This is a genomic window from Neobacillus sp. plas4 (assembly GCF_057221695.1).
Window position 1 is genome coordinate 306,535 of sequence record NZ_CM170152.1, and the last position, 24,197, is coordinate 330,731.

Annotated in this window: 20 protein-coding genes and 1 pseudogene; 13 read left to right on the forward strand and 8 right to left on the reverse strand. The window is 37.3% G+C overall.

From position 1 onward, the window contains the following. Positions 1-11: 11 nt before the first annotated feature. Positions 12-1,052, forward strand: coding sequence for an aldose epimerase family protein (locus tag AC2TFD_RS01625; RefSeq protein WP_484674823.1), 1,041 nt, complete (start codon positions 12-14; stop codon positions 1,050-1,052). Between the two features lie 552 nt (positions 1,053-1,604). Here AC2TFD_RS01625 and AC2TFD_RS01630 read toward each other — a convergent pair. Continuing rightward, positions 1,605-1,786 (reverse strand): annotated as a pseudogene (locus AC2TFD_RS01630) (tyrosine-type recombinase/integrase); the annotation flags it as partial. A gap of 368 nt (positions 1,787-2,154) precedes the next feature. On the opposite strand from AC2TFD_RS01630, the gene AC2TFD_RS01635 reads away from it, so the two are divergent. Then, positions 2,155-3,684 carry a Na+/H+ antiporter NhaC family protein gene (locus AC2TFD_RS01635; protein ID WP_484674824.1) on the forward strand — a complete coding sequence of 510 codons (1,530 nt, stop codon included), beginning with the start codon at positions 2,155-2,157 and terminating at the stop codon, positions 3,682-3,684. Next, a complete protein-coding gene (gene argH / locus AC2TFD_RS01640) occupies positions 3,685-5,013 on the forward strand; it encodes an argininosuccinate lyase (RefSeq protein WP_484674825.1) in 1,329 nt (442 codons plus the stop codon). A gap of 190 nt (positions 5,014-5,203) precedes the next feature. Here the strand turns inward: argH and AC2TFD_RS01645 are convergent, their stop codons facing one another. Further along, the gene (locus AC2TFD_RS01645; RefSeq protein ID WP_335520448.1) at positions 5,204-6,373 is read right to left on the reverse strand and encodes an MFS transporter; all 1,170 of its coding nucleotides are present in this window, start codon (positions 6,371-6,373) and stop codon (positions 5,204-5,206) included. Between the two features lie 874 nt (positions 6,374-7,247). Here AC2TFD_RS01645 and AC2TFD_RS01650 point away from each other — a divergent pair. The 4 genes from AC2TFD_RS01650 to AC2TFD_RS01665 all read left to right on the forward strand — a co-directional run bounded on the left by AC2TFD_RS01650 (position 7,248) and on the right by AC2TFD_RS01665 (position 10,633). Beyond that, positions 7,248-7,634, forward strand: a complete 387-nt coding sequence (locus tag AC2TFD_RS01650) for a YidH family protein (RefSeq protein WP_484674826.1) — start codon at positions 7,248-7,250, stop codon at positions 7,632-7,634. Positions 7,635-8,084: 450 nt separating this feature from the next. Beyond that, complete coding sequence (locus AC2TFD_RS01655; RefSeq protein ID WP_484674827.1) at positions 8,085-9,365, forward strand: zinc-binding metallopeptidase family protein; 1,281 nt, start codon at positions 8,085-8,087, stop codon at positions 9,363-9,365. Next, positions 9,358-10,164, forward strand: a complete 807-nt coding sequence (locus AC2TFD_RS01660; protein ID WP_484674828.1) for a DUF3100 domain-containing protein — start codon at positions 9,358-9,360, stop codon at positions 10,162-10,164. The genes AC2TFD_RS01655 and AC2TFD_RS01660 overlap by 8 nt, the downstream gene beginning before the upstream one ends. Further along, the gene (locus AC2TFD_RS01665; protein WP_484674829.1) at positions 10,145-10,633 is read left to right on the forward strand and encodes a hypothetical protein; all 489 of its coding nucleotides are present in this window, start codon (positions 10,145-10,147) and stop codon (positions 10,631-10,633) included. Before AC2TFD_RS01660 ends, AC2TFD_RS01665 begins: the two co-directional genes overlap by 20 nt. 168 nt (positions 10,634-10,801) lie before the next feature. Here AC2TFD_RS01665 and AC2TFD_RS01670 read toward each other — a convergent pair whose 3' ends face one another. Together AC2TFD_RS01670 and AC2TFD_RS01675 are read right to left on the reverse strand one after the other, a co-directional pair. Beyond that, a complete protein-coding gene (locus AC2TFD_RS01670) occupies positions 10,802-11,890 on the reverse strand; it encodes a M20 family metallopeptidase (RefSeq protein ID WP_484674830.1) in 1,089 nt (362 codons plus the stop codon). Between the two features lie 66 nt (positions 11,891-11,956). Next, positions 11,957-12,991, reverse strand: a complete 1,035-nt coding sequence (locus tag AC2TFD_RS01675; protein ID WP_484674831.1) for an ATP-grasp domain-containing protein — start codon at positions 12,989-12,991, stop codon at positions 11,957-11,959. A 301-nt stretch (positions 12,992-13,292) separates the two neighbouring features. Here AC2TFD_RS01675 and AC2TFD_RS01680 point away from each other — a divergent pair, with 301 nt between their 5' ends. Continuing rightward, on the forward strand, positions 13,293-13,487 hold the full coding sequence (locus AC2TFD_RS01680) for a hypothetical protein (protein ID WP_484674832.1): 195 nt from the start codon (positions 13,293-13,295) through the stop codon (positions 13,485-13,487). A 236-nt stretch (positions 13,488-13,723) separates the two neighbouring features. On the opposite strand, the gene AC2TFD_RS01685 is transcribed toward AC2TFD_RS01680, so the two are convergent. Next, positions 13,724-14,599, reverse strand: coding sequence for a YsnF/AvaK domain-containing protein (locus AC2TFD_RS01685; RefSeq protein WP_335519431.1), 876 nt, complete (start codon positions 14,597-14,599; stop codon positions 13,724-13,726). Positions 14,600-14,903: 304 nt separating this feature from the next. Here AC2TFD_RS01685 and AC2TFD_RS01690 point away from each other — a divergent pair, with 304 nt between their 5' ends. Continuing rightward, on the forward strand, positions 14,904-15,149 hold the full coding sequence (locus AC2TFD_RS01690) for a hypothetical protein (protein ID WP_484674833.1): 246 nt from the start codon (positions 14,904-14,906) through the stop codon (positions 15,147-15,149). Between the two features lie 501 nt (positions 15,150-15,650). Further along, positions 15,651-15,890 (forward strand): hypothetical protein, encoded by a 240-nt coding sequence (locus tag AC2TFD_RS01695; protein WP_484676395.1) that lies wholly within the window; start codon positions 15,651-15,653, stop codon positions 15,888-15,890. Positions 15,891-15,953: 63 nt separating this feature from the next. Here the strand turns inward: AC2TFD_RS01695 and AC2TFD_RS01700 are convergent, their stop codons facing one another. Further along, the gene (locus AC2TFD_RS01700) at positions 15,954-17,960 is read right to left on the reverse strand and encodes a catalase (protein WP_335569656.1); all 2,007 of its coding nucleotides are present in this window, start codon (positions 17,958-17,960) and stop codon (positions 15,954-15,956) included. A 180-nt stretch (positions 17,961-18,140) separates the two neighbouring features. On the opposite strand from AC2TFD_RS01700, the gene AC2TFD_RS01705 reads away from it, so the two are divergent. Next, positions 18,141-18,926, forward strand: coding sequence for an SDR family oxidoreductase (locus AC2TFD_RS01705; protein ID WP_335519437.1), 786 nt, complete (start codon positions 18,141-18,143; stop codon positions 18,924-18,926). A gap of 103 nt (positions 18,927-19,029) precedes the next feature. Here the strand turns inward: AC2TFD_RS01705 and AC2TFD_RS01710 are convergent, their stop codons facing one another. After that, complete coding sequence (locus AC2TFD_RS01710) at positions 19,030-20,490, reverse strand: alpha-amylase (RefSeq protein ID WP_484674834.1); 1,461 nt, start codon at positions 20,488-20,490, stop codon at positions 19,030-19,032. A gap of 378 nt (positions 20,491-20,868) precedes the next feature. On the opposite strand from AC2TFD_RS01710, the gene AC2TFD_RS01715 reads away from it, so the two are divergent. Further along, positions 20,869-21,372: a hypothetical protein gene (locus AC2TFD_RS01715; protein ID WP_484674835.1), complete on the forward strand. Its 504-nt coding sequence runs from the start codon at positions 20,869-20,871 to the stop codon at positions 21,370-21,372. Between the two features lie 312 nt (positions 21,373-21,684). Next, the gene (locus AC2TFD_RS01720) at positions 21,685-22,113 is read left to right on the forward strand and encodes a hypothetical protein (protein ID WP_335519445.1); all 429 of its coding nucleotides are present in this window, start codon (positions 21,685-21,687) and stop codon (positions 22,111-22,113) included. Positions 22,114-22,381: 268 nt separating this feature from the next. Here the strand turns inward: AC2TFD_RS01720 and AC2TFD_RS01725 are convergent, their stop codons facing one another. Then, positions 22,382-23,842, reverse strand: coding sequence for an IS1182 family transposase (locus AC2TFD_RS01725; RefSeq protein WP_484674836.1), 1,461 nt, complete (start codon positions 23,840-23,842; stop codon positions 22,382-22,384). Positions 23,843-24,197: the final 355 nt, after the last annotated feature.

A 24,197-nucleotide genomic window follows, 5' to 3' on the forward strand; every position in this document is an offset into this window, starting at 1 on the left:
GAGTTTCTAAAATGAATATACAGCAAGAAAAGTTTGGAGAGTTGAATGGGCAGGGAGTGACTGCCTATACTTTAGAAAATGATCACGGGATGAAGGTGACGTGCCTTGATTATGGCTGCACCATCACAAAAATGATTGTCCCAGATCAACAAGGAAACTTTGATAATGTCGTTCTTGGCTTTAATACCATAGAGTACTACGAGAGCCATTCCCCTTATTTTGGAGCAGTAGTCGGCCGTGTAGCGGGAAGAATCAAAGGAGCCCAGTTTGAATTAAATGATAAAGTGTACCAATTAGAGAAAAATGACCATCAAAACCATCTACATGGCGGATTGAGGGGCTTTGATAAGGTCATTTGGAGCGTCGAGGTTCAAAAAGGTGAAGACTATGCTAGTCTTGTATTTTCCTATATGAGTAAAGACGGCGAAAACGGATATCCTGGGAATCTTCACATGAAGGTCAGTTATACCTTGAATAATAGCAATGAGTTTCTCCTAGAATACGAAGGCGTATCCGATCAATCAACTTTGCTCAATGTCACCAACCATACGTATTTTAACCTTTCTGGTGATGTTAAACGGGATATACAAGATCATGTGTTGCAGTTAAAGAGCAAGCAGTTTCTTGAACTAACTGAGGAGTTGCTGCCAACTGGGAAAATCCTTTCAGTGGAGAATTCACCGTTTGACTTTACTGGCGGAAGAGTAATCCGGGATGGCGTAGTATCAACACATCCACAAAATATACTTGCCGGAAATGGCTATGATCATCCGTTCTTATTAGAGGAAAACGAACCAAACAAAATTGTTCTAAGTGATCAGGAAAGCGGCCGTGTTTTAATTATAGAAACCGATCAGCCTTGCGTAGTGCTTTACACGGGAAATCAATTAGAAGGAGATATCTCCGTCAATGGTACTCCAATGCGGAAGTATTTAGGTTTATGTCTTGAAACTCAAGGCCTGCCGGACTCCATTCACCATCAACACTTTCCATCGTGTATCCTGGATAAAGGTCAAGTTTACAAAGCCCGCACAAAGTGGCAGTTTCGGTAATGGAATGTAGAGGTCGTTTGTTCCTCATATTTAAGGTATGAGATGATTATTTTTTAAAAAGGTAGTTGGAAGTTCACGGAGTATTGCTATTTGTGGAAAATCCTAAAAATAGAAAACCGAGATTTTTGAAAAGGTTCCGGAGTAATATACTCTGAGCCTTTTTGTTTTAAAGACAAATTCTTGGTACGAAATATATTAATCTTCGGTGAACACTTACAGCATCATTATATCTGCAATCATATCCAAGTTTTAATCGTTGTAATGAATATAGTAATAGTCCGATTTCCTTTAAACAAAATGCTAACATTTTGCTAACGCCATCCTATAAAAAACGGTAAATTCCCGTTAAAGATGTTACACTTCAGATTTCTTTAAACCTTGATATACCGCACTTTTGAAACATATCGTTAAAGATATTACTCACTCTCACCTTAGGGGCGGCATGATGTAATAGCTGCTTAAACCCCTGATATATAAGGGTTTTTGAGTGAAATGCTAACATTTTGCTAACATAGAGAATTTCTTATAGAGGTTTTTCATTAGTTCACAAAACTAATGGGAAGCTTCTTTTTTCATTTCTTGCGTTACGTGGGGATACACATTTTTTGTAATTTGATCATCAGTATAACCAGCCGATCGATATTTTGTTTGAGTGAGACTCCTGCCTCTGCTAAGAGAGATGTATGCTTATGTCTTAAACTATGCGGTGTTAAATCGTAATTTAGACCGGACATAGACCTCCTCTTCTTCTAGCTGTTCAATCGTTTTCTTATCCTTTTTCACATAAGCAAATTCTGTAGGGTCCTTCGTAATTAGCTCCAGTTCTAGTGCCTTTTGAAAAATCTTTCATTAGCAGCCTGACTTTCTAAGATTAAATTAAATAAAAGGTTAAATCTTTTTTATACTCCTTAGGATTATCACTAATACCATCGATACTTGGAACCAAAATCATAGCTAATGTTTATTTAAAAAATTATATTTAAATAGCTTATTGCATTTCATGTCAGTGTTCCTTATAATCTAACTTTAAGGTAAATTCTAAATATTTACCCATTTATATTTATGCAATACTATACTTATTTATTAAAAGGAGAAATGTTTTATGGAACACATGGGCTGGATATCTTTACTCCCCCCTATAATAGCAATCATTCTTGCAATTATAACGAAGAATGTAGTAGTGTCTCTTTTTTCCGGTGCTTTTATCGGAGTGCTCATTCTTGTTGGAGGAAATCCTATTGCAGCAACAACAGAGACAATCGGAAATTACTTTTTCCCACTTGCAGCGGATGGCTACAATGCAGCTATTATCGTATTATTATTCTTTATTGGCGGATTTGTAGGGCTTATGGAGAAGTCTGGAGGTGGAGCCGCTCTTGCAGCAAATTCGATAAAATTTATTAATACAAAGGCAAAGGCACAGATTTCAGCTTGGATCGGAGGAATTATCATCTTCTTCTCTGATTTGGGTACGCCGCTTATCGTAGGACCAGTATTTGAAAAAATCTTTGATAAGGCGAAAATTTCAAGAGAAAAGCTCGCTTGGATTATTGATTCAACATCTTCTCCTGTCGCTGTATTAGTTCCTTTTATTGGATGGGGCGTATACATTATGGGACTTATTCAAAAGGAATATGAAGCGTTAAATATTACTACATCTGAATTTACTACTCTGGTTCAGGTTATACCTTTTCAGTTTTATGCCATATTGGCTGTGACGATGGTCCCTTTAATTGCTCTTTCTAAGTTAGATTTTGGGCCAATGGCAAAAGCTGAGCGAAGAGTTCAAACTTCCGGTGAGCTGTACTGGCCAACTTCTAAGCCGCTAAGAAGAGCAGAGATTGGTGAAGAAGGAACAGAACACGGACATGCCATATTAATTTGGCTGCCTTTGGCAGTATTATTTGTTACTCTATTCGGTTTGTTGATTTCATATGGCTTCCCATTTAAGCCAGTACCAGGAAATGATTTTAGAGTTTCCTTAAGTACAGCCTATTTATTTGCAGCTATTACGATTATCATCTTAATGCTTGTATACAAATTAAAAAAATTCAGTGATATTTTTACCATCTATACAACCGGGATGCAAAAGATGGTTTATGTTGCAGTTACATTAATCCTGGCTTGGTCCCTTGGAAAGGTAATGAAGGAAATGGGTACGGCTAACTTTGTGGTTGAAGCAATGAATGGAAATGTGCCTGCCTTCATTATCCCAGCTGTTTTATTCATAGTGGGAGTTTTAATGTCTCTTGCTTCAGGTACTTCATGGGGAACATTTGCGATTATGTTACCAATTGCCATTCCTATGGCTGTTGCACTAGATGCACATTTATTAGTTTGTATAGGGGCTGTCCTTTCTGGTGGAATAATGGGTGATCATAGTTCACCTATTTCTGATACAACCATTCTATCATCTACAGGAGCGGGTGCAGACCATATTGACCACGTGAAAACACAATTTCCATATGCCCTTCTTAATGCATTTATTGCCTTAATTGGATATATTGTTGCTGGCATTACAGGCAGTGTGTTCACCTTACTATTAATCTTTGTTTTACTCATTCTTGCTATTTATATTTTATCTAAAATTCATAAAAAGAAGTATGATGGAACCGAAGGAGTTGGAATATAGGTGAAATTATGGGGCGGACGCTTTACAAAGCGAGAAGATCAAATGATGGAGAAGTTTAATACTTCTCTACCTGTCGATCATAGACTTTACCTTCAGGATATAACAGGAAGCATTGCCCATGTAAAAATGCTTGTAAAATGTGAATTGCTGTCAGAAGCTGAGGGTACTTTACTTGTAAACGGTCTAGAGTCCATTTTAAAGGATATTGAGTCTGGTCTTCTACAAGTAGAAGGCAATTATGAAGATATACACTCCTTTGTAGAAATGAACTTAACGGAACGAATCGGTGAAACTGGTAAAAAATTACATACGGCTAGAAGTAGAAATGACCAGGTAGCTGTCGATATGAGACTTTATGCTAAACAAACGGCAAAGGACGTAATGGCTGCCCTTCAACAACTAATAGAATCGTTAAAAAACAAAGCTGTTCAAAACAATGTCATCATGCCTGGATATACTCATTTGCAGCGTGCCCAGGTTGTCACATTCAGCCATCACCTTGGTGCGTATGTACAAATGTTTACCCGTGATAAAAATAGAATCAGCAACGCCATTGATATCATGGATGAAAACCCACTGGGTTGCGGTGCATTAGCGGGAACGACGCATAATATTGATCGGCAAATAACTACAGAGCTTTTAGGTTTTTCTAAGCCAGTAGATAATTTTTTAGATGGCGTTAGCGATCGTGATTATTTGCTAGAACTTATGTCGAGCTTTTCCATCACCATGATGCACTTAAGCAGACTAAGCGAAGAGCTTATACTCTGGAGCAGCCAAGAGTTCAGATTTATTGAAATGGATGATGCGTATTCAACAGGTAGCAGTATCATGCCACAGAAGAAAAACCCTGACGCTGCAGAACTGATTAGAGGAAAGACAGGAAGAGTTTACGGCTCGCTTTTTTCCTTATTGACAACACTAAAGGGCTTACCCCTCACATATAACAAAGATATGCAGGAAGATAAAGAACAATTTTTCGATGCTCTTGATACCGTAATGGACTGTCTAGAAATTATGTCAAAAATGATTGATACCCTTCATGTCAAAGAAGATAACATGAAAGCTGCCATTAAGGCTGGCTTTCTAAATGCTACTGAGGTTGCAGACTATTTAGTCAGTAAAGGAATAGCATTTAGAGATGCCCACGAAATTGTTGGAAAAATCATCATCTATTGTGAACAGTACAAGAAAGGCATTGAAGATTTAACTTTGGATGAGTTAGCCAAATTCAGTAACAGAGTTTCAGATGATATTTATGAATATATCGATTACGAGAATATATTAAACAAAGGAAATAAAAAACTAATAAAGCAGATAGCAGAATAAATAATTCTTGGATCAATCATGTGATTGGTCCTTTTTTTGCAAAAGGTAGGCTTTAACCTAGGAGAATTTAAATAAATTGGATATTATAGGTACAAAATATTGACTCAAATTCAAAAAGTATTTAATATCCTTTTTTAAACTACCATGTAGGAAAAGAAATATACATCAAAAGAGCGCATCTTGAAATAATTCAAATTGCGCTCTTTGTTTTATAAGAAGTCTTTTTCTTACTGCTAATAGAAATGACGGCAGTAATGAATGATAAAATGATGAATATTCCACCTGCAAAAGGATTTACTTCGACTGAGAGTGTATCTACAATTCCAGCTCCAATCACTGAACCAACAGCAACACCTAAATGAAGAGCTGAATTATTCAAGCTTTGCTGAATTTCCGATGTTTCAGGCGCTATTTCAATCAAATAAGATTGCATGGCCGGTGAAATCGCCCAACTGAGAATCCCCCAAATGATAATGATGATGAGAAATACCGGAAAGAAATCTGTTGAATATGGAAATATAAAGAATAAAGCACTAAAAACGACTAGGGCAATAACCATTGTTTTTCTTGATCCCAATAAATCTGCCATTACACCGCCAAGACCTCCACCAACTACAGCAGAAAAACCAAAAATGAAATAGATGACACTAATCCAAGTAGCATTAAAATCAGAGGTTGCTTCTAAATAAGGCTTAAAATAGGCATACATAATCGTATGGCCAGTCATATAGAGGAATGTCGTTGTTAGCCCTAATGTGATCTTATGATTTTTAAATGCTGCAAGCTGCTGCCTCAACGGAATTTGGGGTTTCGGTTGTATACTTCCCATTAATACATGAACGCCAATAATTGATAATGCTGTTAAAATAGTTATAAGTACGAATGGAGCTCTCCAGCCAAAACTATCTCCGATGATAAGCCCAAGCGGTACCCCTAAAACTAACGAAGCACTTACTCCCACAGAGACGATCCCAATGGCCCTGCCTTTATACTGTTCTCCTACTAAGCTAGGAGCCATAACTAAACACAATATGATTAATAGCGCTCCACTTAACGCTAAAATAATTCTTCCTATAAACAAAATAGAAAAAGTAGGTGCAAATACTGTTACGATACAACCAATTAAAAAGATGTACAAGCAAACTAATGTTAGCCGTTTTCTTTCTATTTTAGCTGTCATGACAAGTAAAATTGGCGCTGCAACTGCAAAAATGACAGCAAAAACAGTGATCAGCAAACCGGCTTGGCCGATGCTTACATGTAAATCCTCTGCAATCAAATCTAATATCCCGCTAATGATCAGTTCAACCAGACCTATAATAAAGGATATGATCATTAAAAAATAAATACGCTTATCCATGTTGTCTCCTTCCTAAATATATCCCAGACTATATACTATCTTTTGATGAGAGTTTACTCAAGAATAAGATAATAATTGTCACACTAACATAATTACATAATGGTGAAAAAGCATATAAAGAGGTAGCTCAGGACTAGTTTGGAATCTAAGTCATAAATTTGTTCCACTATCATTTCATCGATAGTAGAAATACAAGAATTTTCCTCAACAAAAAGTTTATCTGGAAAAATGGGGGAAAGCATGGTTTAAAGGGGTTTCCTGCAATTTCAATTAAACGATTAGTTAGTATAATATTTGTTTGTCCTTGTTAGAATATGTATTTCGTTAGTTTCTATTGTCAGTTTTTAAGTTGATTCCTAACAACACAACTTTTATACGACAATTAATTCTCTTGAAAACAGCCCAAAGTTCAATAATTTAAAGGGTTTACCCTTCATTCACTCAAACGTTTAATTTAGTTGAATTCGTTTTAACCAAACGATTAATTAGAAAAGCCTTAAATCCTGTCAAACTAGTGTTTATTCCTCCTTAGTAGAAAAAATATTGTCGAGAAAAAGATCTGGTAAAAAATGGTGGAGAGCACATTTATCAAAATGCAGCATAAAACCCTAGTTTTAGCTGTGGGGATACTACAAATGCTTCTGCAGTTAACAGATTTATAGTAATATTAAAAATTGATGCAGTACGATCAGTTGAGGTACTTACCGTGGGTAGTTCGTTTGGGTTTAGGTATCAATTATATTGAAAAGTAGGTAAATACGGGATGAGATATATCGGATTGTCTAGGAGCCATCTATATGTATAGAATAAGGCCCTACGGTTTTAAAGGAAATCAGGTTATAAACTAAAAACCTAGATTAAGGAGATGGAAGCAATGAGTAAGGGCAAAGAAAAAGTGGGTGAAAACATTCCAACACTCGATTCCAAATATATTCAGCAGCATTTGGCAAATGAAAGGACGTATTTAGCCTGGATCAGAACTGCTATTGCCATCATTGGGGTTGGTTTCCTAGTAACGAATCTACATTTTAATATGAAAGAAAGCCTCTCACCAGCTGGGGATATACTTGCAAATATGATAGGCATTGCTTCCGTTGGTATAGGAATTATAACAATCATAATGGCAACCATTGTTTATCTAATAAAAATCAATACGATTAATAATCAAACATATACAGCATCAAGGAAATACATTCTTACTCTAAGTATACTTATTATTGTAATTGCCTTGTTATTTGGTTCTTATTTCTTACTTTTATAATATTATTACACACTCTCATCTTACGGGCGGCATGATGTAATCATGTCCTCCAGCCCTTGAACAATAAGGGCTTTTGAGTAATATGCTAACATAATGTAAATTAAAAGAGGTTTTCTCATTAGTTGACCAAACTTTTGAGAATCCTCTTTTTTTATTTTTGTGTACCGTGGAGAAAGACATTTTATTTAAATAATAGGAATATTATAAATTTTAAAAATTAAAAATTTAGGGTTGATAACGAACAATAAAAAGAATAAAATAAAAAATGTTCGTGTTATTTATCAGAATTCACGGTAGATAACACGTTTTTATTGTTTTTTTGAGATTAAACACAAATGTTCTAATGAACTAACCATATAGTTCATTGAGTTGTGTGGAGTCGTGGAGGATTCCGATTCAAGAATGATAAGTTGCTTCGATAGATTACTTAATAGTAAAGGGGTTAACAAAATGATTTTCAAAAACCAATACGAGGAAATAAAAAAGGTTGCAGAAGATATATATTATCATCCGGAGCTAGGTTATAAAGAAGAACGAACAAAAGAGAAGATTATAGCTTCTTTAAAGTCTATGAATCCGAATATTGAGATTGAAGAATTCAGTACTACTGGTTTCAAAACAACGTTGGGAGATGAAGATAAAACATTACATGTTGCATTTATTGCAGAATTAGATGCGGTGTATGCCCCTTCACATATGTATGCGGATAAAAATACGGGTGCTGCCCATAACTGTGGTCATTACACACAGGTGGCCATTGCGCTTGCTTTATACAATTATTTAGTGAAGTCAAATGTATACAAGGATTTTGATTATAAAATATCCTTTGTCTTTATCCCAGCAGAGGAATATTTGGATCTAGCTTATCGTGACGAGTTAATAAAGCAAAACAAGATCACGCATTATGGCGGTAAGCCGGAAGCAATGAAACTTGGTGTTTTTGATGATATTGATTTAAGCCTCTGTGTTCATGCTATAGGCGGAGAATTTGCGAAACGAACGATTAATACAAACTGTGATTTAGCTGGGTTCCTGTATAAAAGATATAAATTTATCGGAAAAGCAACTCATGCAGGGTTCGATCCGTTCTCCTCAAAAAATGCTTATAACATGTCTACCTTATTTAATGTAGCTGTCGGCTTAAGTCGTCAACAACTCAAAGATTCAGAAAAGGTACGAATGAATCCAATTGTAATCGAATCAGATATGTCAACCAATGTTATACCAAACGCTATTACAGTAGGGACAGATTTGAGGACTTTATCCGTTGATTATATGAAGGATGTTGCAGTTAAACTAGATGATGCTGCAAGGGGAAGTGCTCTAGCGTTACAAGGAGATGTAGAAATTTCTACACAGATGGGGTATTTACCTTTTAAACAAGATCGTTATTTATCGGATTTTGTATGGAAAGCATTTGAAGAAAATAATGAAATTGAAGTGCTGTATAATGATGATCCGATCAGTGCAGCTGGAGATATTGGTGATCTTTCTTATATGCTTCCTTGCATTCAGATTGGTTACAGCGGGTTTACGGGAACGATTCATGGTGATGACTTTATCGATATCGACCCTCCATTTATATATGAGATTTTCCCAAGATTTTTAGCACAGGTTTTTGAAAAAATGAATGGAAACATCGATTCTTCAAGATTGTATAAAAGAAGTTATGAAGAATATAAGAATTTAATAGATGAAATCATGGATAAGAAAGGAAACGAAAATGAATAAGAATTTTATTTATCTCATTATTTTTGCACTAGCAGTCATTACAGCTTCTGAGATGATTGGGTTCCAAAGTGTTCAACTTGGCACTTTTTCAATAGGCTTATTGCCGCTTGTATTTGCCATTATCATAACGATGGTTTTAGGGATAAATGTTTTCCGCAAAGGATTTTGGAAAAAAGTCTATAGTAAAGAAAACGTTGAATTTGCTGGGAAGTACTTGATTTTCTTAATGCTGCCACTTATGGCGAGATATGGTGCAGATGTTGCTCCAAAATTAGGTGAAATTCTACAGATTGGCTGGGTATTCATCACTCAGGAAATTGGAGCTCTAGGAACCGTCCTATTAGGCCTGCCGGTTGCACTTATGCTTGGGTTACGACGAGAAGCAATTGGAGCTACACTAGGAATTGGCCGTGAAGGGGAACTTGCTTATATTTCAGAAAAATATACGTTGGATTCTGATGAAGGAAGAGGAGTTTTATCTTTATATATCATCGGGACATTATTTGGAACGATATTTTTCAGTGTTTTCGCACCATTGTTACTCAAGTTCGGTTTTAGTATTGAAGCCTTAGCTATGGCATCAGGTATGGGTTCAGGGAGTATGATGAGTGCCGCTTCCGCTTCTTTAGTTGCACAAGTTCCAGAAATGGAGAGCACCATTTTAGCTTATGCGTCCGCAAGTCAATTGCTTACTAGTTTCCTAGGTACTTTTACAATGGTATTTCTTGCGGCTCCATTACAGAAATTTATTTACAGACTTTTAGTCAGAGGTGATAAAAATGCAAAAAGCGCTGCGTAATTCATATATTAAATACGGTTTAATCATTTTATTAAGTCTTTCACTTATCATGTTTACCCAATTTATTAAGCATTTAAAAAATCCTGAGTCCATGGCAGTTACCGGGATGACAGTTGCGGGACTGATTGCATTATGGGTCTTCTCTATGATTGGAATCTTTATTTCGGAAAAGCTCAAAACATGTTCAATTAATTTTCTAAGGGAATTTCCGGTATTAGGGTGGGTGGCTATTACTTCTCTTGTCATGTGTTTGATCTCTGACTTTTTTGTGCAGGCTATTCGAGCGGTGGATTTCCTTTCTATCACAACACCCATTCTTACTTTTGCCGGAATTTCTGTTGCAAACCGTTTGGTAGATTTAAAGAATACTTCTTGGAAAGTTGCCATTGTTGCTATTTTCGTATTTAGTGGAACATATATTGGCAGTACATTGATGGCACAAATTGGATTACTTTTGGCAGGAAGGTAATAAGGCATGATGAATTAGAGGCTTCCATGAGTTCTTGAACTTATGGGAAGCCTCTTTATTCATCTTTTGTTAGTTCAGGATTTAGCTCAGCTATTTTCAATAAGCGTCTCATACGATTCTCTAATTTTATATATATATCGGGTAACCAGGTAGTTCCTAATCAAATAATCATCGATGAGTTTTTTGATAATCATCCAAGGTCAAAATAAAATCCACCAGCACATCCTGATATTCTCTCACAGAATCGATAAAAACCATTTCGTTCTCCCCATGCCAGTCGCTGCCAACGGGGCCAAATTCTACGGCTGAACCTCCGTACTCGTTGAAAAACTGTCCATCGTTAGAACCATGCTGACCGAATATGGTTACTTTTTCGAGCTGGGTGATTCGTTTGATTGATTCGCCCAATGCTTCTACATAAGGATTATCTGCTTTTGTTTTGACCGGATTATTACAATTATGGATTGTTACTGTACTGTCTGTTATTGCCTGAATCTGATGAACAATATCCTCCGGAGACTGGTCTGGCAGATATCTGATATCCAGGAACATTTCGCATAGATCCGGTACCTTATTATAGACGGTTCCTCCTTGGATCTTCGCGAGATTGATAGATGGCTTATTAAACATAGGGGAGCTTTCTTGTGCAAAAGGAAGCTCTAAAATTTCTTCAAAGAGATTAATAGCTTTAGTTATTGCATTCGTGCCTTCCCATGGACGACTCCCATGGGCTGATTTCCCCTGGATGGTAATATCGAGCTGAAGCACGCCTTTAGATTGGATGGCAATCCCCATATTTGTTGGTTCACCACAAATAATAAAATCACCCAAATATCCATTTTTTGTTAAAAATTTGGTCCCGTTGATGCCGCCGGTCTCCTCGTCTGGAACGATTTGAAGCATGACCCTGGATGTTAAGTTCCTATCTTTCAATTGTGCTGCTGCCACCATGGAAGCAGCCACTCCTGCTTTCATATCCACTGCACCGCGGCCATACATTTTTCCATCTTTGATATAGGGTTGGAACTGTCTTTCCTCCGCTTCAATGACATCGATATGTCCGTTTAATACAACCGTATGATCACCTTGGCCTATTTCAGAAACGAGCATGTGAAACCCATTATTCTCTAATTTTTTTACGGGTAGGCCTTGATCTGTTAACCATTGTTCACAATAGGCAATCGCTTGATTCGCACCTGCTTTTGTAGAACTATCTATTTTTATTAATTCTTCTAATAGGGGGATTGGATCGCTCATTTTATCCCTCCTCAATTTTTAAAAGTTTGATCCATCGTTTTCCATTCATTGTTCCTCTTGAAGTACTTACATTACCTTTTGTTTATTTATTGAAACAACAGTGTCATGTCGAGCTAGCTCGATATCAGGTTTTTGACGCAGCCAATCCTCTTGTAACTGTTTACCAGCGGTTAGCGCAATGATTGCCGATGGAATATCCGCTCCTGCTGAATGGGTAAAAGCATAACCGCCGCCAAAGCGGGGGTTGATGTCAATAATGTAATAATCGGTACCATTGAAATAGACATCTGTGTTCATATAGCCTGCATGGCCAAAGCTTTGACCTAAACGCTGTGCGATTTCTGTTAATTCCGGGATATTTACCGTAATGCACCGATCGATATCTCCGCCCCTCATACCTAATTGCTTCCGAGCGAATGAAGTAAGAAAGCGGCCATTTAAATCATTAAACATATCCAAACTAAATTTATCACCTTCAATCACTTCCTGAATAATGACATTGTCCTCCGGTTCTCTGGATGTGGCGCCATCCAATGGACTTTCTTTAATCTGTCGAACGACCTGCTGATAGGCAAAATCCATATCCTCTAAATTATCGATAATTTCAACACCGATTGAGGCTGAACCGTTACGGGGCTTCACAATTAACGGAAAGGATACTTCTTGTTTTTCCAATGCCTTCTTCGCATCTTCAACATTCAAGTAGGAAAGTGGACTCTTAACGCCCAACGGATCAAGCAGCTCCTGGTACTTTCCCTTGTCCCGTACCTTTTTGACAATATCTGAATCCGGCGCAAATACGGATACACCTAATTTCTCCAGTTCCTTTTTGTGTGCAGATATTTGGGGCACTTCCCAATCATTCAATGGGACAAGACAGTCCACATGATGTTTCTTACAAATCTCCATTATTTTTTCCATATAATCTGAATCCGTTTGCTCTGGAATGACATAGTTTTCGTCCCCTGCTTGGAGCGATGGGGCATTATATTCAGGATCAGTAGCAATTACTTTCCCATCGATGCCAGCATTTTTTAAAGCATCCTGAAAAAATCCTACAAAGTCTATTCGTCTTGCAGTTGATGTCAATAAGATATTCAATTTATTCCACTCCTCACTGTTTAAATCAGTTGCTAGAAAACAAGATACTAATATTTACCCGCCATTTTAAAATTTAACCCTCTTTTCTAGTAATATAGAAATGAAAGTATGCTATCTTTTATCAAACGATCTATCATATCAATGTTGTTCAGCTCTTAAAATTCTCTAATGCCTAACCTTCCATAAAGGTTTTCTCTGGATTAATTGGATTACAAAAAACAGGAGTTTGGTTACGAGTAAAGGTTTAATACTTATTATTTAAGGTTATATAATACAAAACGATATATCTGAGGTGAAAAGTATGAGTAGTAAAGATAATAAATCACCAAAAGAGAAAAAACAAAATGCTGCTGAAAAGTTAGAAGGTCAGGAATTTGTTGATGAAATACCGTTAGAAGATTTGAAAATCGAGATGGAAGATGAAAGGAAAAAATTTAAGACTAAGGATGATTCACAAAGTGAACGAAAGTATAATAGAAATGATATTAGGGAATAAAACCATGTTAGATCAAAGTTTTAAATGATAAACTGACAAAGTTGTCAGAGAATTTGTCCGCGTAAATCTATAATAGAAAAAGAAAGTTATTGGAGAAGGCCTTTCATCAGTATACTAAACTGTTGGGAGGTCTTTTCTTTCTGGAAAAAGGGAAAAAGGGTCAGTCCCCCAGTCTGCTAAAGTGCTAATGTAGCGGGGGACTGACCCTAATAGATATACTCTTTAGACACCATCCATTAAAATCTATCAGTATTCAAACTATTGCTGCCAGTAGTAGTTTCATTGACCGAAGCTTCGCCCTCTTTGGTCACTTCTGCTTCCTCACGCTTAATATTTTCTGTTACCTGTTGGGTTTCCGTAACTTGTTTCTTGCCAATCACCAATTCTTCAGCAACGACTGGTTTCTTCGTCACTTCTACTTTCTCCTCGACAATTGGTACGCGGATGGTTTCAGCATCGCCTATTGGTGTGGTTGTGTCTGCATCAGTATTGTCGACTGACCGTCTCTCTACATAGACCTCTTCATGCGTTACTGGGACATTTACTGTTTTCTGTTCTTCAACCACATCTTTTTTCACCTCTACCTCACCTGTCTGAACACGCTGTTTATTCACATCCAACTGCTCTTCGCGCAGCTCTAGTGATTGCTCCTTATCTGTTTCGAAAGTATCTTCAAGACCAGTTTTATCACGAGCAAAGTCTTCTGTAGAGATACCGTTGGCAGCACTATCAGTCGCTACTCCTTTTTCTGCGAGAAGCAGAATCATTCCGGAATTGATATCTTCTTCATATTTAAGCGCATCTGCTTGATTAATACCTTGAGCAATCAAATGATCATAATAGGTATTTCTGCCGTCATTTTGGGCAGTAATATTCACAAATGGGGTAAACAGGCTTGTTAAGAACCCTAGGTGGTCTTCTGATGGTGAATTATCCCTTGTGGTTATCTCCTGAGAAGTTACCCCTGTTTCCTCTTCGATGGTAGAAGGGACATCTACTGTCTTAGCAATAATAGAAAAGTCTTTTACGGAATATCCTCTGTTTTGGAATACCTCAATGGCCTTAATTACTTCATCGCTGGAATCATAAACTCCTAAAACTATTTTACTCATAGTTATAGCCTCCTTTTCCCTTTTGTTTGCTGATAAAAGCGTACAAAATATACATACCCGGTTTAACACCATTGGAAACAAATTTTCTCTGTCTGGTCAAAACAGAACCGACCGTGGTTGTTGCGGAAGAAGGAATTATAGACCGTCTAGCAATATTGGAGTGGGTCTCGTCAGATGTCTTTATCAAAACGGAAAAGATGGAAGACACAAGGCGAATAATCTGAACGTTGGGTACAGGAAGCCTAGGTAATAGAATATCTGAGGAGGATTTTAACTTAGATGAATAAGAGAGAGTTATACGTTAATGGTGCTTATACAAGCATACTATGAAAAATTTCATTTTGATCAACAGAAGCTGGATGCCTGGCACATAGCCCTGCAAAAATATTCGTATGATAAATTGCAATTAAAATTTGTGGTAGATATGCCACACCCGCCAAAAATTAGTCATTTGGTCCAGAATTCATTAAGTTGGCGGTATATTCCTAGTGGGTTTGATCTAGATATAAATGCAGGAGAAGATCGGTATGGAACATACCGACACTATTAGTACTTGAACATTTTTATTCATCGATTTGTTCCATATTTGTTTCACCTATTGTAGAAAAACAGGTGTTTTCCTCGACAATTTATTTTCTTGGAAAAGGGAAAAAGCTTAGTTTAAAAGGGATTACTACACTTTCAATCAATCGATTAGTTAGTATAAAATTTGTTTCTTATTGTTAGATTATATATTTCGTTAGTTTCTATTGTCGGTTTTTAAGTTGATTCTTAACAACACAACTTTTATACGACAATTATTTCATTTGAAAACAGCCAAATACATGTTTGTTTAAAGGGTTTATCCACTATTCAATCAAACGTTTAATTAGCTAAATCAGTTTTAATTAAACGATTGATTAGAAAAGCTTGAAATGCTGTCAAAACTAGGTTTAATCCTCCTTAGTATAAAAAATTTTGTCGAGATGAAGTTTAGTCCTTAATCAAAGGTCTTGAGGACAAATCGATATGAGCGGGGAGAAGGGTCTAGTAATTAGTGGTGGAAAGCTTTTTGCTGGTATCGATAGGTATCCCAAAACAACATGGGAAAAGTGCAGGAGAAACTGCCGCTTGCGGTGAGTGGGTAAACATGATCGACGCTAGTATCGTGGGTCCAACTAAAGTTACTAGTTCAGCTCTTCAAAATGCTGCGTCTATAGCGGCTATGTTCTTAGCAACTGAAGCAGTTGGTTGCCGACAAGCCAATAACTTTTTTCTAAAGAAAAGACTACTCCTAAAAACAAGGAAGTAGTCTTTTCATGTTGTTGAAATTAGCACAAAGCCCTGGCAAATTTTAATGTTCAGGATTTTATGCTTATAATGTGCGTTCCCAGAAACGGCCCTGTGCTACTCCTTCTATGAATTTAGGAATATCAGCCTTGGTTAAATCATAAACACCAGGTGCATCTAACACCACACGGCATCTTTCTAGGGCTGTGTAATCTTCAACGGCCATTGCCAAAGGTTTGAAGTGTTTATAGGTAGTTTCAATAAAATCTAATACAGACGGATCAGCTTCGGAACTCGTACTAATCAATATTGCTGCATCAAAAAGACTGGAATCTGCCGTATCAAACGTATCTGTTACTTTTAGAACAGGACTAATCGTATACATCTTTTTTGCCACAATACTATAATTGATATTATATTGCGCCAGCGTTCGAATCCAATCGGTTAATTTTTCATCATCGGGCTCACCATCTAACAAAATGGCGGCACATTTAGTAGCCGGTTGCTTCACTGTGTTTGCCATACTAAGGGCAGGAGACTTTTTATCCGATTTTAATTCAAGATTTTCCTGAGGAAGTTCTGCTCCAATATTGCCTGCGACTTCTTCCGCCACTTGCCGGTCAATATGATTTAATAGCGCAACCGCGTTATTTTTAACCATTTCCGATTTACATTTCCCTAGCTCAAAGCTTAATGCATCCTTTAAGTGCTTTTGTTCAAATGGAGCTAAACTGTTGTAGAATAACTTCGCTTGAGAGTAGAAATCTAGAAAACTGTCACTTCGACCTCTAATTTTACGACCATCGATTTTTTCCTGATAAGATTCATAGCCCCCTAGTTCAACCGGTGCCGGTTCTGGCTGATTGGCATTTAAACCGTTCCGATGATAGCTTGTTTGTCCTTTATGGATCACCATCTGATGCATTCCATCCCGCTGATTATTATGAAATGGACAGACAGGCTGATTAATTGGAATCTGGTGGAAATTCGGACCTCCCAGGCGGGATAGCTGTGTATCTGTATAGGAAAATAAACGTCCTTGTAAGAGAGGATCGTTTGAAAAATCAATCCCTGGTACGACATGACCAGGATGAAAAGCGACTTGTTCTGTTTCGGCAAAAAAGTTTTGAACATTACGATTCAAGGTCATTTTACCCACAATCTTTATGGGGACTTCTTCTTCTGGCCATAATTTTGTCGGATCTAAAATGTCAAAATCAAAGTTGAACTCATCTTTTTCAGGTATAATTTGCAAGCCTAACTCCCATTCCGGAAAATCCCCTTTCTCAATCGCTTCATACAAGTCTTGGCGATGGAAGTCAGGGTTTTTACCTGCAATTCTCTGTGCTTCATCCCAGACTAGTGAGTGTACACCAAGAAGAGGCTTCCAGTGGAATTTGACAAAATGTGCTTCGCCATCCGCATTAATCAGTCTGAAGGTGTGCACACCAAAGCCTTCCATCATACGTAGGCTGCGCGGAATGGCACGGTCACTCATGGCCCACATGACCATATGGGCCGATTCATGATTTTGGCCAATGAAGTCCCAAAACGTATCGTGAGCGCTAGCCCCTTGTGGAATTTCCGTATGTGGTTCGGGTTTAAGAGCATGTACAAAGTCAGGGAACTTAATCGCGTCTTGAATAAAGAAAACGGGCATATTATTACCGACTAAATCAAAGTTACCTTCATCCGTATAAAATTTGGTCGCAAACCCTCGAACGTCACGAACCGTATCGCTAGACCCTCTCGAGCCCTGTACCGTTGAGAAGCGGACAAAAACCGGTGTAGTTTTGGATGTGTCAGTAAGAAAATCAGCTTTTGTATATTCAACTAGAGATTCATAAAGCTGAAAGTCTCCATGTGCCCCTGCACCACGGGCATGAACAACCCGTTCAGGGATTCGTTCATGGTCAAAATGTGTCATCTTTTCTCGAAAATGAAAATCCTCCATCAATGTAGGCCCTCTTAACCCAGCCTTTAATGAAAACTCATCTTCAGATACTTTTAGCCCTTGGTTAGTAGTTAAAGGAGCAGTTTTTTCATTGTTAATGGTAAAGCTACTTAATTGAACAGCCTTCTTATTATCCATAGAAATCCTCCTCACGAAAATATGTAACCACAAAATTAAAAAAAGAGCATGTAAAGGAATTACACTCTCCATTCGGTACCCTTTTTAAAGGAAAGTGAAACCTAGTAATATAATCCTTATGTTTCAAAATCTCCATGGTGGATATAGTAATATACATCACCATTAAGGAGGTTTTTTAACGTGAAAAATCTACTTCAAAATCAGGTTGCTGTTGTTACAGGGGCTGGCTCAGGGATAGGAAGGGCTTCTGCTTTGAAGCTTGCTCAGAATGGAGGAAAAATTGCGTTAGTAGATTTGCATAAAGAAAACGTGGAAGAGGTCAAAAAACAAATTGAAGATATGGGAAGTGAAGCGCTTGTCTTGGAAGCCAATGTTTCTCACCCGAAGGAAGTAGAGAACTTCTACAAAAGAATCATTGATCAGTGGGGAAGACTCGATGTTGTCTTTGCTAACGCGGGGATTAATGGGGAAGTGGCGCCTATAGAAGACTTGGAGCCGGAAGAATGGGACTTAACCATCTCCAATAATTTAACGAGTACCTTTTTAACGGTAAAATATGCAATCCCGCATTTAAAGACAAATGGGGGAAGTATCATTATTACTAGTTCCATTAATGGGAACAGAATCTATAAAAATATTGGCATGTCCGCATATAGTACATCAAAAATTGGTCAGATGGGCTTTGGAAAAATGGCAGCTCTTGAGCTTGCCAACTATGGTATTAGAGTCAACATAATCTGCCCAGGAGCGATTGAAACAAATATCAATAAAAACACATGGAAAGAGTCCGAAAAATTAAAAAAGGTCGAAATCCCCATTGAATACCCGGAAGGGAACCAACCATTAGAGCACAAATCCGGAAAACCAGAACAAGTCGCCGACCTAGTACTATTCCTCGCTACCAACCTATCAAACCACATCACCGGAAGTGAAATCTACATTGATGGGGCGGAATCGCTTTTATAGGTGCCTGTCACCACAAAAAGACAAAACACACAAAATGTCCACGTACAGCGGACATTTTGTTTTTGCATTTAGGATTGCTTGAATTTCCCATTTATAGTTTGCATTACTCGCTTGGATGGTAAGCCCAAACGGATACGCTGCCGCCGTTAACTGGGAAAGTGGCATATCCATCTTCTTCGATGGTAATTTGGTCATGCCTCGAGTTTGTTAGGTCTACCCATGTTTCTCCAGCCTTCCTTTCGCCAACGTACATCCTTTTCTCGCCATCCTCTCCATTGGAGATGACGACTGCACAACCAGAGTTCGTAAGTTCTTTCACACCAAGCCGAACCCAGCCAATGGTATTTGGATGGTCGAAGTAATCATGCTGTTCCCCGTATGCTTTATCGTATCTGGCAAAGAGGAGGCGGTCCAGGATTGCCTTTTTTCCTTCTGCCGGTTCTGGACCTCCGATTCCGTAGTAATCACCATAGAAGAGACATGGATTTCCATCTTTTCTTAGGAGAATCAGGGCATACGCACTTGGCTTAAACCAGTCCTGAACCCACGATTCAAGGGATTCTTGGGGCTGAGTGTCATGATTATCAACGAATGTAACAGCATTTTTAGGGTGGGAAGCTACAAGGGTATCCTCGAAAATACTGGTTAAATCAAAATCACTGCCTTCGATGGAGGCTTTATGCAGCTTATAATGCAAAGGGACATCGAACAAATCTATTCGATAATCGACATGGTCAAGGTATTTTTGACATGCATGAAGCTGAGGTTTCCAGACTTCTCCGACAAAATAAAAATCATTGCCTCGATGTTTACGCATCTCCTCTACAAACTCGCTAATGAAATAGTGATTAATGTGCTTGATTGCATCAAGCCTGTATCCATCGCAGTTAAGGGTATCCGCAAGCCATTTTCCCCATTCTATCATTTCTTGTTTTACTTCAGGATGTTCATAGTCAATATCTGCAAGCATTAGATAGTCATAATTTCCGTTTTCATCATCTACATGTTTACTCCAATCCTTGTCATCGGCAAGAATTTTAAATATTCCTGATTTCCCTGTCTTTTCATCATAATCCGTACCGGTAAAATGCTCATACCTCCATTCAAAAGGAGAATATTTTCCTTCACGTCCTGGAAATGTAAATTTTGTCCAAGCTTCAATTTCAAAGGGTTCCGAAATTTCTGCGGTCCGGTCCTCTTGGTCCACTTCAATAACTTTAATCATTTCCGTCTCGTCAGCGCCTGCTTTATGGTTCATAACTACATCTACATACACTTTAATCCCGACATTTTGACAGTCAATTATTGCTTCTATCAATTCTTGTTTCGTCCCATATTTTGTCCGAATGGAACCTTTTTGACTAAATTGACCCAGGTCGTATAAATCATATGGGGCGTAGCCATTATCATCAGGTGAGGTCGCTTTTGTTACTGGTGGTATCCAGATAGAGGTAATTCCTTTTTCTTTTAATTCTGGCGCCATCTCCTTCAAACGTCTCCAGTGGCTTCCATCTGGCTCTAGATGCCACTCGAAAAATTGCATGATTGTGTTGTTTCTTTCCATGTTCCAATCCTCCTCGTTTATTGATCTATAGGTATATCAATACTTACCCAGTTTGATACCAAACGAATCCTGCCAAAAAACTAATGAGGCTGGGACAAAACACTACTCTATTTTAATAATCAACCAGTTAAGGTTGAAAAGGTAGATGACTATACAGGTAAATTCACTTTGCGTAAAATATGTATGGAAGCGTTCGAGGCTTGAGGAAACATTTTCATTGTGCCAAAACATATTTATGAAGGTGGTACCAATTATTGCTAACAGCCCACAAAATGCTCACCCAGTTGGTACAGGACGATACAAATTTAAGAGTATAAATTTGCTAAACCAATCTGCGCAGAAGCTAATCAACAATTAAAACAAGTGGATGATGACATTATGTGGTCTGTCATTTATTTTAATGAAGGGAAGGAAGGTATTGTGGAAAAGGTTAAGTTAGCTTTAAATTATGCCCTTATGCTTGAAATGATAAAGGCTAAAGGTTATGACAGTACAACAATAGTCGCGCTCTTGAATGAGGGAGATGAAAAAATACTTGGCAGTTGTGGTGATGGAATTCCAACATGGAAAACGCTGGTCGATTATTACCACATGGATAAAGCGAAATTTCACAAGGTCCTTAAAGAAGGATATGAAATTACATTCTTGACAAAAGGTGCTCTTAAAACCCTTTTATCCATAAAGTTTGGAATGAAAGAGGGCGTAGATTTTGTTGATACTGGTGAATTCCTTGATCAAGTTAAAATTACATCAGACAACCTTAAATCGCTGCGTGGAATCATCTCAAAAAACTGGACGATAGTTTTAGAGGATGAAAAGTCTAATGAAGAAACATACTTAATTAAAATTGAGCTAACCTATAAACCTGTCTTTAATATATAGGTCCTGTTAAATTTTAATGGTGATAAATGAGTGAATTAAAAGGGAATCCTATTAGTGAATGTTTCCCTTGATAGATAGATTTAGCAATGGGTTATAATGTAACATTCAATCAACTATATGATTTAGGAATTGACCCATTTTTAAAAGGTATATATAACGGTTATGAAAGAGTTTATAACAGTAAAGAATAATTGATAGTGTTTTTTTATTCAAAGGATTCATTTAAATTTAATCAAATGGAGAGTTGGTTAGTCATTTTTTCTGAGATTTTGGACATCCTCTTAATATGTAGAGTACTAAGGAGGAAAGCAGATGACGGAAGTTAGGAATTTTGAAGTTGAACAAATACTTAGTGGCCACCCAGAACACCAAAGACACGAATTCTCTTTTAAGGTTGATGACAATGAGTTTAAAGGTCATTTTCAAGAGGGTGAAATTACGTGGATGCATCCCTATCCAAAACAAATACTAGGTGAGGAAAAAGAAGCGAAAATTGAAAACAAAATCCGTGAATTGTTGGGAGAGCATGGGGTTCCAGGTGGGATTGATGACATTGAAATGACGCAAGCGTTTGAAGACCGACTGCACGAGCGCCGCCAAGTCACTCTTAAAGTGCAAGGACACGAGTTCAAAGGGTTTGTTCACGAAGGAGAAATCCAGTGGTTTCATCCTCAACCAAAACAAAAGCTTAATGAAGAGCATGTTGAAGCGATTGAAACAGAGATTCATGAAAAAGAATAGGTCAGGAATTGACAGTTTACAACGTTAAGGGAATAAAACGTTGACTTATAAGTAGTGTAATCTAGCCCACTCTTTTTTGAGAAATGGATAAGTGCATTTTCCACTATCTGAGAAGTAGTCATGTAAATAATTTATATCTATAACAAAAAACACTTCCTATAAAGTTTGAGGGCACTGAAAAACTTACGTTTTTTATTTCTGTAATCTAAAATGAATACAAAAAGGCAATTTTCCGTCTGTTTTTTAGGCGGAAAATTGCCTTTTTTTTTTATTCTTTTTCATTAAGGAGTTTCAGAATTCGCTTGATGTTAACTGTAAATATCGCTGTGGCTCCTTGAATTTCCATACCAAATAAACCCGCAGATGATGCCGTTTCATACCCGTGTCTATGTTTTAATTCACTATTTTTTGCCTCAATTTTATAACGAGAGCGTGCATGTTCCTTAAACTCTTCACTGTTTTGGAATGCTTCTTGTTCCTTGTGTTCAGTGGATCTTATTGAAACTGAATATGTTTTACTTTTTGCTCCTTCCTTATAACAGCCATCACGGAACGGACATACTCTACATTTTTTAATATCAAAGTAATAGGTGTCTTTTTGATTTTGCCCTTGATTCTTCTTTCCTGTTCGTGCTTTTCGTATTGCCATGTGACCTGCTTTACAAACGTACATACCTGCATCTTTATTAAACTCAAACTCATCCTCTTTAGCACGTCCACCTTGTGTGATCTGTGGATTTAGTTTAGATACTAGTTGAAATTCTTCGGTTTTTGCATATTGGATATTATCCTTCTCTGAATAAGCTGTATCACCAATGATTCTATCTATTGTCATTCCTGCACTTTTGCTTTTTTCAACTAGGTCTTTTAAGTATTTTCCATCACTTTTCTCACCAGTAGTAACAATTGCAGCTGTAATAATCCGTTCATCACTCATAGCAATATGTGTTTTAAATCCAAAGAAAGAAGAATCAGCCGATTTATGTCCGAGGCGTGCATCTGGATCATTTGAAAAACATAGTTGTTCTGCATAATCTTCTACAACTTCTTTTAGTACGTTTAATTTTTCTTTGACAGCAGGAATCTCGGCGATTTGTGGCTGAGTTTCAATAACTGTAATTACCTGACGACAATAATCCAATTCATCATTAACTTCGTTAGAAGTCGTTTTTGGTGGAAATTTTTCTTTCATTGATTCATCAATTTGATATACTGCTTTTCGGACATTTTTTGATTTCTCTTGTAAGAACTCTTTCGGTGATTTTTGGTTATAACGTGCCTTTGTATGTGTTGCATCCACAATAATGGTTTTACTTTTAATGATCTCTTTTTCTAGAGCAATCTCAACGGTTTTTCCAATAAGCATATCTAATAAACCCACATCATTAAGACGGAGTTTTCGGAATTTCGTTAAAGAACTCGGGTCAATAACAGAATCCTCTGGTGCCATGTCGAGAAAATATTTAAATGACATATCGTATTTGGAACGTTCTACAACATCCACATCTGACAAATCATAGATAGATTTAAGAAGTAAATATCTGAACATACGAATTGGCGAAACGGCATTACGACCATTATCAAGACAATATTTTGTTTTCAATTCTTCCAGTATGAATGAAAAATCTACAAGCTCATTAATTTTACGAAGCATATTATCTTTTGGAACAACAATATCGTATAAAGCCATGAATGGACTTAAGTTAAGAGATTCTTGATTTGAAATCACTTGGATACCACCTACATACATTTGATAACAATATTATAAAGTAAAAAGGCAGTTGAAAGTTCATTGAACTTTCAACTGCCTTTATTAAATATTGGACTTTTTCAGTGCCCTCTAAAGTTTAGGGAGTGTTTTTTTGTGTTGTTTCTTTGCATGTTCTTTTCCCCAGTTCGTTAATCTAAAGTATTTGAATATTTACCCAATTTGGTAGAAAAAACTAGTAGGGGCAGGGGGTTAAATTACTTGGACCTATAGGGTATTTACTTGATTGTTCTAATAGCAAATGAAAAAAATGATGTTTAATTTAATAGGGGGCGGGAATATAAAGAGTGCAACTGAATTCTAGTAAAATTAAGGA